At 40.9% G+C, this 11274-nt stretch carries 10 protein-coding genes and 1 pseudogene; 3 read left to right on the forward strand and 8 right to left on the reverse strand.

What is annotated here, in order from left to right; translation table 11 throughout:
- Positions 1-199: 199 nt before the first annotated feature.
- The 3 genes from KI375_RS10710 to KI375_RS10720 form a co-directional block, all read right to left on the reverse strand.
- Positions 200-961, reverse strand: coding sequence for an ABC transporter permease (locus KI375_RS10710; RefSeq protein ID WP_244852535.1), 762 nt, complete (start codon positions 959-961; stop codon positions 200-202).
- Complete coding sequence (locus tag KI375_RS10715) at positions 958-1929, reverse strand: ATP-binding cassette domain-containing protein (protein WP_212973497.1); 972 nt, start codon at positions 1927-1929, stop codon at positions 958-960. The genes KI375_RS10710 and KI375_RS10715 overlap by 4 nt, the downstream gene beginning before the upstream one ends.
- A gap of 69 nt (positions 1930-1998) precedes the next feature.
- On the reverse strand, positions 1999-4032 hold the full coding sequence (locus KI375_RS10720; protein ID WP_212973498.1) for a multicopper oxidase family protein: 2034 nt from the start codon (positions 4030-4032) through the stop codon (positions 1999-2001).
- Between the two features lie 250 nt (positions 4033-4282).
- On the opposite strand from KI375_RS10720, the gene KI375_RS10725 reads away from it, so the two are divergent.
- Positions 4283-4759 (forward strand): MarR family winged helix-turn-helix transcriptional regulator, encoded by a 477-nt coding sequence (locus tag KI375_RS10725; RefSeq protein ID WP_212973499.1) that lies wholly within the window; start codon positions 4283-4285, stop codon positions 4757-4759.
- A gap of 322 nt (positions 4760-5081) precedes the next feature.
- On the opposite strand, the gene KI375_RS10730 is transcribed toward KI375_RS10725, so the two are convergent.
- The 4 genes from KI375_RS10730 to KI375_RS10745 form a co-directional block, all read right to left on the reverse strand.
- Positions 5082-5513, reverse strand: coding sequence for an SRPBCC family protein (locus KI375_RS10730; protein ID WP_212973500.1), 432 nt, complete (start codon positions 5511-5513; stop codon positions 5082-5084).
- Positions 5514-5547: 34 nt separating this feature from the next.
- Positions 5548-7185: an FAD-dependent monooxygenase gene (locus KI375_RS10735; protein ID WP_280528642.1), complete on the reverse strand. Its 1638-nt coding sequence runs from the start codon at positions 7183-7185 to the stop codon at positions 5548-5550.
- Between the two features lie 16 nt (positions 7186-7201).
- Complete coding sequence (locus KI375_RS10740; RefSeq protein WP_244852537.1) at positions 7202-7840, reverse strand: PadR family transcriptional regulator; 639 nt, start codon at positions 7838-7840, stop codon at positions 7202-7204.
- Between the two features lie 706 nt (positions 7841-8546).
- The gene (locus KI375_RS10745; protein ID WP_212973502.1) at positions 8547-9083 is read right to left on the reverse strand and encodes a dihydrofolate reductase family protein; all 537 of its coding nucleotides are present in this window, start codon (positions 9081-9083) and stop codon (positions 8547-8549) included.
- A gap of 104 nt (positions 9084-9187) precedes the next feature.
- Here KI375_RS10745 and KI375_RS10750 point away from each other — a divergent pair, with 104 nt between their 5' ends.
- Positions 9188-10150, forward strand: a complete 963-nt coding sequence (locus KI375_RS10750; RefSeq protein WP_212973503.1) for a helix-turn-helix transcriptional regulator — start codon at positions 9188-9190, stop codon at positions 10148-10150.
- Between the two features lie 68 nt (positions 10151-10218).
- On the opposite strand, the pseudogene KI375_RS27945 reads toward KI375_RS10750, so the two are convergent.
- Positions 10219-10329: pseudogene (locus tag KI375_RS27945) on the reverse strand (hypothetical protein); the annotation flags it as partial.
- Positions 10330-10544: 215 nt separating this feature from the next.
- On the opposite strand from KI375_RS27945, the gene KI375_RS10760 reads away from it, so the two are divergent.
- A complete protein-coding gene (locus tag KI375_RS10760) occupies positions 10545-11249 on the forward strand; it encodes a helix-turn-helix domain-containing protein (RefSeq protein WP_306419812.1) in 705 nt (234 codons plus the stop codon).
- The last annotated feature ends 25 nt before the right edge of the window (positions 11250-11274 follow it).

The following is an 11274-nucleotide window of genomic DNA, read 5'->3' on the forward strand; positions in this document are numbered from 1 at the left end:
TTTAGTAAAAATATTTTTCTACACGATAATCCGAATTAGTGCTTTATGATCATTAATTAAATAAAAATGAATTTCCACACTAAAATCCGATACCCAAAAAAAGTTTGATAATTTTATGACTGTAATCTTCAACAATTTCTCCCGATTTTGGAAGAAAGAATTAAATTCAATTAATTACTTTTGCCACTCCATTAAAATCTTATGCAATGGCCTTGTTATAAACGCGAGTTGACCAAATCAATGTGATAATTGTAATAACCACAATGACAATAAATCCTACGAAAACTGATTGGTTCACAATTGATCCTTCCGCTAATTTTTTGGATGCTTCTACTCCATAATATAGCGGATTGACATGGGCGAGTACTTGTAACCACTTTGGTCCAAATGACATTGGTAGTAAAATTCCGGAAAGTAAGGTTAACGGTAATTGTAAACTTGTTACTACGGCAGCAACCCCACCCACATCTTGGAAAATCAAACCCAGACTTCCAGACCATGCTGAAACCATCATCGTAAGAACCGAGAGTAATATTAATTGTAATAAAATACCAACAAAGTGCATTTCATAACCAAATAAACTTGAGATTACTAAAACGATAATTGCTGGAATAAGGAACGCTACGACATCTTTTAATACCCCTCCCATTAACATAGCGAACCGACTGGCTGGGGTTACACGTAAACGTTCAATAATCCCACTTTTCAGGTCAAAAACCATTGACCATCCAGCACCCATTCCTGAACTAAATGCTAAGAGAACTAAAATACCCGGCACAAACATATCTAAGACCTGAGCTGTAGTCATAGCAGGATAGGTGATTTTTTTCAATAATGGACTAAATAATAAGATATATAACAAGGGAGTCATCAAACCTGAGATTACCCAAACAATTTGGCGAGCTGACTCTTTTAATTTACGAACAAAGAAAATATTCGTTTCCCGTACAACCTGCATCATTGTTCTTCTTCCTTTCCGCCATCACGCAATTCTTTACCAGTTAATGTTAAAAAGACATCATTTAAGGAAGGCATTGATAACGATAAATTGGCTAATTCAATCTGATGTTCTTTTGTGAAGTTAATAATATCAGTAATTAATTCTTCACCTATGTCAGTGTAAATGGAAAATTTCATATTTGTTTCTGTCACTTTATCAAGCTCTAATTGTTTAAAAAATAATTTCATTTTTTCGCTGTCCTGCAGATGTTTCATTTCCATTGAAACAACTTCACTCGAAATCTTTTTCTTTAATTCTGTAGGTGTTCCTTCAGCGATAATATTGCCGTGGTCTATGATAATTAAACGGTCACATAACGCATCCGCTTCTTCTAAATAGTGAGTCGTTAGGAAAATGCTCATTCCATTGTCACGTAATTTTTTAATGTGCTGCCATAAATTAGCGCGGTTTTGTGGATCAAGTCCTGTCGTTGGTTCATCAAGAAATAAAACTTTTGGTTCATGTAAAATTCCTTGAGCAATCTCAACACGACGTTTTTGCCCACCAGACAATGTGCGAACAAAGCGCGGAAGTAATTCATGAAAATCTAGCAATTTACTCAATTGCTCAATTCTTTGCACTGTAACATCATTTGATAGCCCATATAATTTTCCTAATAATTCCAGATTTTCCCGTACTGTGGCGTTTGGATCAGCACCACCAAGCTGACTAACATAGCCTATATTTGCACGGACTTTTTTGGCTTCGGTTAACACATTATATCCAGCTATATAAGCTGTTCCGCTACTAATGGGCAACAATGTTGTCAGTATTCTTTGTGTAGTGGTTTTACCTGCTCCGCTCGGTCCAAGAAAACCAAAAATTTCTCCTTGATCGACTGTAAAGCTAATATTATCAACGGCAATAATTTTTTCCTTTTTGCTCACATAAGTCTTACTTAAACCTTCAACACTTATTAATTTGAACATAATGTTTATCCCCTTCATTCTTTGTTTTTCAGCTTCTTTTAATACCCAAGCTTTACGATAGCATCAAGCCTATTCCGGACTATTACCCGTCTCACTTCCTATCGCGAAAGGAGTGTATATATTTTCATAAACCACATGCATCGTCATGCCTCTTAACGCATGATCCAAATTGTGACAATGATCCATCCATAGTCCGGGATTATTTGCCAAGAAAGCAACTTCAAATGTCTCGCCGGGTTCAATATTTACAGTATCTAGAACAAGTGGGCTACCACTAATCGGTTTTCCATTTTTACTAATGACTTGGACGTGGTGTCCATGAAGGTGCATCGGATGGTCGGCAAAACTCCGGTTTACAAATGTTGTCTTCACTAGATCTCCCTCCTTGACCATAAGGGTCGGAGTATCAGGGAACGTTTTTCCGTTAATAACCCACTGTTGTCCTGCCTCACCGTCATAGACACCAAAATAGGTCTGATCAAGAATGAGTGTAAACGTTCTGTCGAACACGGTCGAGGTATTGAATGGAGCCTGTACCGGTGATCCATATTTAGTGATATCTAAAATCTCTCCTTTATCGAGCACATTTCGTTCCCCATGTCCGTCTGGGCTATACACTATTCCTATTGGTTTGCCTTCCATTAGCATTGCCAGCGTAACGGCAGTGTCAGGCATGATGAATTCGACATCGTAGCGCCCCCCTCCTCCGATTCGTAATAAATTAGTCGTCAGAGTACCTGGCTCATTCAACTCATAACCATCGATGGCTACAACCTTGAAAGGCACGTCGTTCAAAGAAAACGTACGAGTTAGATTACCCGCATTTACGAGACGAATCCGTACGGGTGTTCCCGAATTAATCTCTTTCCTTTGGAATGTATCTGCCGTATCGAGGGCGGGAATATTCCTGCCGTCCGGAGTGATCCAATCATGAGCCACAATCGTCGTATCCATCGTTTTTGTTTCATGTTGACTGGATGGATGTATAATAAAGGCCCCGAATAGCCCCTTTTGCACTTGGATGGAGGACTGCTGGTGGGAGTGGTACCAATGAGTTCCCTCCTCTTTTACAACAAAACGATAGGTATACGACTCTCCAGGCATGACGGCATCCTGCGTCATCCCTGCAACGCCATCTTCACCATTAGGGACATCTACTCCGTGCCAATGAATGGTAACCCCACTATCGATATTTTTATTCACCAATCTTACTTCCACCAAATCCCCTTCATTGGCGACAAGCTCTGGGCCTGGGCTCTGACCATTAAACGTCCACGCTTCAATGGTTTCACCGGAAGCAAGGCGAATCTTCTTTGTCTCTGCGTAGAGGACGTATTTTTTGTCAGGAATGTCTGTTTGAGGTCCTTTCAACTCCACAACACTAATCGGCTTACTGTCTGAATTGGAATCATGACCGTCATGGTGGGCATTTGTATTTTCATCTAAGCTGGAATCTCCACCCCCAAAATCAGCAGTATGGTGATGGACCATATTCATCCTGCCAGGAAATTCACTCATCTTTTGAGAAACGACTAATCCTGTTATGGCTACTACAAACACCAAAACGAAATATACAGCTCCTCTTATGATTCTTATGCTAAATCGTGGAAGCCGATTTTCAAGTATCCTTATCCTTCTTCCATGGTAAAGCCATAGCAGACCTGCTGAAATGATCAGTGCCCCACCATAAATCAAAAGATCTTTTGTATTAGGAATTGCAGGTATGTCTATCGTTACTAAAAAAAAGGCAAGTACTGCTCCCACAGTCATTACATGTACAGACACAATAAAGAACAGTAAAGACTTTTTATTGGTTTCCCTCGATAAGTTAGGCAGCGCAAAGATCAACACAATTGCCGCTGGCAAGCTTAACAGAGGCAATAGGTTCAAGACCCGGTCCATGATAAATAGCCATCCGTAATTTACGAAAATTATCATGATGTCCAGTGCCCAAACCATGATTAGGGCGGTACCGATATAGACGCCAACTTTGGCTGCTTTTAGCCATAATCGGAAGCTCGATTCACTCTCTCCCACATATTTGAGGTGATTCGCGGCATAGCCAGTAGCCCCTGAGACACCCACTAGTACCAGTAATAACAAAAATTCTACTCCCATAAGGAATTCGAACACGACTGTTCCCTCTTTTCCTGAAATTTATCTTAATCATTAAGATATATGGATGAATCATGTTTATGTCATAATATCAATCAGTCGTTACCTTTACCTCAGTCTTAAGGCTGATTAAGAGTTCCTAAACTCTAGTTAAGACTGCCCCAACATATATCACTCAGTGAATGGATCCTTTATGCTATACTTTATGAATCGAGATAAATTAAAGGGGGAATGTATAATGCGACCGACACAAACAGATCTTCATCTGTCACTTTTAGAAGCTTCCAAACAGTTATCCACTCAAACGATCATGTTTCATCAGGCGATAGCTGGGCATCTTGGCCTTAACATTACAGATCATAAGTGCTTAGATTTGATTCTAAGCAGAGGGAGAGCCACTGCAGGACAGCTAGCAGAGTGGACGGGACTAACCACGGGTGCTATTACAAGCGTGCTAAATCGCTTAGAAAAAGCGGGTTATATCCGCCGGACGAAGGATCCTAACGATCTCAGAGTGGTCTATGCCGAGCCGCTCTATTCACAATTGCATACGATTAAAAAGGCATTTGCTCCGTTAAACGATGCCATGCTTGAACTCTACTCGAAGTACAGTCAAGAGGAGTTACAAACCATACTCGATTACTTGATTCTCTCCTGTCAATCTCTTCGAAATCTTACCGATGACCTACGTAAACCGACTATAGAGAATCAGTAAAGCCGATGTTGTTAGAACATCGGCCACCTGTACTAGCATGATTGGGGCAAGTGTAATATTCTGGATTGAACCCAGGAAATCCGATTGCTTTCAGCGTGTTGTAGAAATACACCAGTGCATATTATAGATGACTAGTTGTTAGTCATTGAATGAATCCCCGCCTTCAATCGTGACAGTCCAACCCCACTTTATCTTAATTATTAAGATAAACGGCAAAAAAATGACGTATTACTGCTACAAATTTAGAACTAGTTTTAGTCCTAGACTTAGCAGGCGATGCTGAAACCTATGCCACTCTCGCACTGCAGCAACCGTATGGAGGTTAACCCTTAAGGACAGCCTTCAAGCCAGCAGCTGTTCGCGGCTGCTCTTTCTTCATCGATTGACGCATGAAAAATTCAGCTACCTTCGGAACGTTGTCAATTTGAATTGAGAAATGAACACGGCAAGATTGATCCGAGATCGCCTCCATACGATAGCTTTCTCGAAACGATTGCTTTTCATCAGGAACTGTCTCCATCGTTAGCAATTGATCCTGAACAAGCTCGGTCACGATCATGTTTTTTTCGCTCTTGAAGCCTGAGTATTTTCCACTTTCGAAATACTTGGTCCCCAACTGAGCTGGTCCTTCAGGAGTAACTCGCGCCTCCATAATGCCCTTAATCCAGGAAGGTCGCCCCTTTAAATCGATGAGGTGTGAAAAAACGATAGATGCGGGATAATCATAGATTTCGGTATATTCAAATATAAGCATAATTATTATTCCTTTCCTTTTTGATGTAGTTGATTTAACGAAAAAGGATTGTCGACAGAGCATTGGTTAACACTTTTTCCATTTCTTCCTTATTCTCCTCTGTACCCGGTTTTCGCCAACCGATATACCCGTCTGGCCGCACGATGATAGCCCCTGTGGAAGTTATACCGTATGCATCAAGAAAATCGTTCCTAGGATTATTGAAATCAGCATTATGCCCATCAACCTGATAAATATCCATCGGGAAACGTAGCGTATCTTTAACCTGTTGAGCAGCCTCCACCCAGTTTTGTCCGTCTGCTCCAACGAGTAAAACAAATCGAGAACCAAATAGATCTAATGAGGAAATGCTATTGCCATCACGTTCGAGAACGATGTGCGCTGCGCGGGTTCCCGGCTGTCCCTTCCATAACTCGGGCGACTGTACAATAGGAAGGTTCTTTCCGTCCGCTTCCGGTACAAATGCGCCATCTTGATAACGATACCCCATATTGACATGCAGGGTGCTAACTGTAATCCCATCCGACCCTTCATGTTCGCGCTGCTGGGAAAGCGTGACTACCTGCTCTACCGTGTAATCTGCTACAGGGCGCCGTTCAGCATCGTATGTGGCAAGCAAATCTGAACCGGCTTCACCACGTAAGACAGCTGCCAGCTTCCAAGCAAGATTCTGCGCTTCGGCGATGCCGGTATTTCCTCCCAAACCGCCGCTTGGAGGCTGAACCCTTGCAGAATCGCCAACTAAAAAAATCCGGTCTTCTTGGAAACGATCAGCTACGCGACCAGCCATTTCCCAAGTTAGTATCTTTTTAATCGTAACAGGAATGTCAGGTATTCCGATTGCTGCTCGAACTAATGACATACAACGTTCTTCTGGATAATCCTCAATGTTTTCCTCTTCGGGATCATATATAACATCCAACCGATATATATGCGGTCTTCTGAAAGTTCCAGGGTACAGAACAAGACTTCCGCTTACAGTATCATTGGCGAAAAAACACATATGTGCGTTTTGCCTTCTAAACAGTTCATAAATGTCTGCATCAAAAACTATGCTGATCAGATGGAAGAGCGTACCTTCTCCGTGTTGGCCAATACCTAATTGTTTGCGGATCCCACTTTTACTTCCATCCGCACCTACCATGTATTTGGTTCGAACACAGCGCGTATCGCCGCTAACTCGATCACGAATCAAGGCCGAGATGCCACCCTCATCTGTTTCAAACTCAATCAACTCCGTATTATAGCGCAAATCAACACCGATTTTCTCGGCCTGTGCACGTAGAACCGGCTCAAGCAGATCTTGTGCAATGCCGTTTCCTTCAACAGGACTAGCATCCGTAAAGTAGGCACTCATGTCTTCCATCAAATTGTCAAATAATTGTCCAGCCAAGCTCTCTACAAACATAATGCCAAACTCCCGCGGAAAAGGGGGCTCTTCACGACGAATCTCCTCCTCGATCCCTGCTGAACGAAAAATTTCCATCGTTCGGGCGGTTAGGCTCGAAACGCGCGGGTGAATGGACGTTCCTGGATGGCGCTCTACGACCAATGACTTAATTCCTTGGCGAGCTAGGAAAAGGGAGAATGACAGGCCCACCAGACTTCCTCCCACAACGAGGACAGGCACCGTTTCATCGAATGATGAAGACTTACTTAATCGTGTATTCATTAAAAATCAACCTTTCCTATAAGTTTTCTTTCTCCCGCAACTCTTCCATGCTCCATTTTAGCTTTTTAGCATGAATATCCTCGATGATGGATTGGATCCATTCCATTTCAGCCGCAAGTACTATTTGTTGATATTCAGTCTCCAGTAAAAATAAGCGCGGAAGACCCAACGATGCTCCTTTCTGAAACTGATCTTCAAGATGTGAAAGTGTCTTTTCAAGAGCGCTTACTCTTTGTTGGAAGAGCAATGCGACATCTTCAGGGGTTAACAATGCCAGAAAAGACACGGCAGCAGGAAACTCTAAAAACTCCTGAGCCGGTGTAGAAATCATTTCCCTGATCCATGAATAAGCAGCATTTCGACCTAGGTCCGTGATTTCATAAACAATTAAATCGGGTCTCCCTTCATTCTTTTTCTTTTCTTGGATGGCAATGGCCTTATCTCGATGCAAACGATCAATTGTTTGGTAAATACTCGTTCGATGACGAACGTTAATAACCTCATCTTTCCCCCTCTCTTTAATAAGCTGTTGCATACGATAAGGATGCATAGGCTCCTCAATCAGAAAACAAAGTATGGCTAAAGCGACAGGTGATTTTTTAATCATGTTGTTTTTCATAGTTATAATATTACTATTAATAATATGACGTGTCAAGATGGACACCACATATTTTTTGATAAGCGGAGCGGTAAGGATTTCGAGCAGCCGCGATATCAGCCAAGCACATGATGCTCCGCGAAGGGAACCTGGTGTATCAGGGCGCATTGGATTGGCTCGGCCGGAATTACGATGGGATCATTAGCGAATGGAAATAAATCACGCGAGGGATTAGGGCAGACATTGTATGTCTGAATAAAGAAACGTTATCCGATTCCCGGAAGTTCAAAACGATCCGGCGACTTTGGGAAAGTCATGAAGGGCCAGTTTTTAAGTTTGCTTGCGTATGGGGTAGAACAGAAGCGGAAGAAGAACCGACAGCGCTAAGCAGAAGGGATTGAGGTTGCCCGTATGGAAGGCCTCACAGCAGATCTTGACGTCAGGATATTGGCTACCAAACATGCGTAAATCAGCCTTGCAAGAACGAAATAAAGTACTTTTGAAATAGGTAGTGAAGATGCTCCCGGGGGGCCTCGCAAAGGTCTGGGATCATTCCTTTTTGCAAACAACAATAGCCAACCCGCCGTCATTGTACAGAATGGATTAGGCTATTGTCGGCTGTTTATTCGTTTTGGCTCCGTCATTCCGGGTGGCTTCTACCGTTACTGTATTGATTTTTGGTAAGCTATCCGATTTGTACGTATTTTTAACAGCTATAATAAGGAGAGCTGTTACTTGCATATTATTTTATCTGTCAGACGTTTTACCTCTTAACATCATAATGTAATTCTACAAATTGATTGAATTTCCTTGAACCTTTTAATAACAATTCTAAGTGATAATCCCCATCCTTAAACAAAGGAACCCCGCTTCCAATGAGCGTTGGTGCGATAGTTATGATGAGCTCATCAACAGCATTTTCTTTTAGGAAGGAATATAGCAGTTCTCCTCCTCCAACGATCCAAATATTTTTCCCTTCTTGTTTTTTTAATTCATTTACAAAATCAGGAATATTGGGGCTAATAAATTTCACCTGCTCCGTATCAGCAATTGAAGACCTTGTAAACACAAAACAATTTTTATCAGAATACGGCCAGCTATTGTCACCCTCATGTTCCATAATCCAATCGTAAGTTGTTTTTCCCATTAAAATGGTATCAATAGCGTCTAAAAACTCAGAAATGCCATTATCCCCTTCTCCCTCTACTTTAAACAACCACTCAAGTGACTCCTCTTTTGTCGCAATATACCCGTCTAAACTTGTTGCAATAAATAATACCACTTTCCGACTTTCAGTCATAAATCATTCTCCTTTCCGTTTCTATAGATTAAGTATAAAATATTAATATGACATCTCTTGTCATATAACAATAAACTTGCACTTCGAAAGAAGGTTCAGAGATTATGCGGGCTGATCGGTTACTCAACATAATGATTTTGCTGCAAAATAGAGGGAAAATGACAGCCAAGGAGTTGGCAAGTGAACTTGAGGTTTCAGAAAGAACAATTCTGAGGGATATGGACGCCTTAAGTCATGCGGGGATACCGATTATTTCGGATCGAGGGAAAGACGGAGGTTGGCGTCTGTTAGATAATTTTCGCTCTCACTTAAGCGGGTTGAACACTAGCGACATCAAATCGCTCTTTCTTTTCCCTTCGGAAGAATTGCTGAAAGACTTAGGATTCAATAAAAAGACATTGGATACGAGACAAAAATTATTAGCCTCTATCCCAGAAACTTTTCAAAAAGAGGCACAAGTGAGCTGGGAAAGAATTCATATCGACTCAGGTACTTGGCGACAAACTAAGGAAAACGTTCATGCTCTTAAAACAGTCCAGCAAGCAGTATGGGAAAGCAAAAGACTAACAATCGTTTACAAACAGGCGAATGGAGAACAAAAGGAAAGGCTGGTTGAACCATTAGGATTAGTAGCAAAAGGGAATAGGTGGTATCTTGTGGCATCAAGAAATGGAGAACTGCGTAATTACAGGGTATCACGAATACACACAGCAAAGATTGAAGATGAAACTTTTAGAAGGCCGCTTGATTTCAATTTGGCAGATTACTGGGAGCAATCGAAGAAAGAATTTATACAAAATTTACCACAATATGATGTACAAGTAGAACTACATCCGGCTATTATTAAAAGAATTGATTTTACAGGTAAGTTTGTTCAATTTATAAAAATAGAAAATCCAAATGGAGATAAATGGATACCGGCGGCTTTAAGATTTAATGATAAGCAAGAGGCTATCGAGTTCATATTAGGATTTGCAAATAAAATTAAGGTGATTTCGCCAAAGGATCTTCCGAATGAAGTCGTGTCGTCGGCTATATCTGTTATTAAATTTTACAAAAATAAATAGAAATTCCTAACTGTATATTTATCTTGGAATTAATTTTATCTTAAATGGGGTAAAAATGGATATTTTCTTCAATTAACGGGATAATGGAAAAACAATAATGCTTTTATTTGTTCCAATGTATAACCGATGGATTTTAACAATAGTATTTTTTGAAGCTGAAATAAAGCATTGTCGTCATAATAGCGATAGCAATTTTCTGCAACAAATGTAGGCTTGTAACTGCTAAACTATAATAAACCATTTCTGCTAGATAAGAATGGACACTTTATGGGGGTAGGTATTCGCATTTGATAGCACCTATCAAATGCGTCGCGGCGGCCACCCCTCAATAAAAATTCACCTCATTACGATATAAACATTATTGTTGAATATCAGTAATGGGGGAAAAGAAAAGGTGAAAATTCTAGAAATGTATATGAGGATCAAGCAATTTAAAGAACAAGGATTTAAGATACGACGAATTGCCAAAAAACTAGGGATATCCAGAACGACGGTTTATAAATATTTAGAGAAATCACCGGAGGAAATAGCGGAGTGGATGGCATCCACCAAGATCCGAGCCAAAAAACTGGATCCTTATGAAATACTTATTCATACATGGCTTAGTGAACATCCTGATCTTTCGGCATCACAGATTCATGACTGGTTGAAGGAGAGATTTCCTAAGTTAGTCGTTGGGGACAGCACAGTGAGAAGTTATGTCAAAGAACTTCGAAATAAATATGGGATTCCTAAAACGGAGCCTAAACGTATCTATCAAGCCATACCTGATCCGCCAATGGGTGAACAGGCTCAAGTGGATTTTGGGGAAACCAAACAGAAAACATCTCAAGGTAAGGAGGTCAAACTATATTTTATTAGTTTCGTGCTCTCCCACTCCAGATATAAATATGTGGAATGGCTGGACAGGCCGTTGACCACAAAAGATGTGATTCAAATGCATGAGCATGCATTTCAGTATTATGGTGGTATACCCTATGAACTTGTCTATGATCAGGATTCCCTAATCCTTGTGAGTGAGAATGCAGGCGATTTGATACTGACAAATGAGTTCCAGGCTTATCGCGATGAGCGGAAAATGTGGTGTCTTGGAATGTGATCCACTGGCTGGACGGAACAGTAAG

The organism is Bacillus sp. J14TS2, from assembly GCF_018333015.1.
Taxonomy (GTDB): domain Bacteria; phylum Bacillota; class Bacilli; order Bacillales; family Bacillaceae_C; genus Lederbergia.

Excerpts from the sequence above, each read along its gene's own strand:
- KI375_RS10710 (WP_244852535.1), bottom strand. The coding sequence starts at position 961 with ATGATGCAGGTTGTACGGGAAACGAATATTTTCTTTGTTCGTAAATTA.
- KI375_RS10715 (WP_212973497.1), bottom strand. The coding sequence starts at position 1,929 with ATGTTCAAATTAATAAGTGTTGAAGGTTTAAGTAAGACTTATGTGAGC.
- KI375_RS10725 (WP_212973499.1), top strand. The coding sequence starts at position 4,283 with ATGCGACCGACACAAACAGATCTTCATCTGTCACTTTTAGAAGCTTCC.
- KI375_RS10730 (WP_212973500.1), bottom strand. The coding sequence starts at position 5,513 with ATGCTTATATTTGAATATACCGAAATCTATGATTATCCCGCATCTATC.
- KI375_RS10735 (WP_280528642.1), bottom strand. The coding sequence starts at position 7,185 with ATGAATACACGATTAAGTAAGTCTTCATCATTCGATGAAACGGTGCCT.
- KI375_RS10745 (WP_212973502.1), bottom strand. The coding sequence starts at position 9,083 with ATGACTGAAAGTCGGAAAGTGGTATTATTTATTGCAACAAGTTTAGAC.
- KI375_RS10750 (WP_212973503.1), top strand. The coding sequence starts at position 9,188 with ATGCGGGCTGATCGGTTACTCAACATAATGATTTTGCTGCAAAATAGA.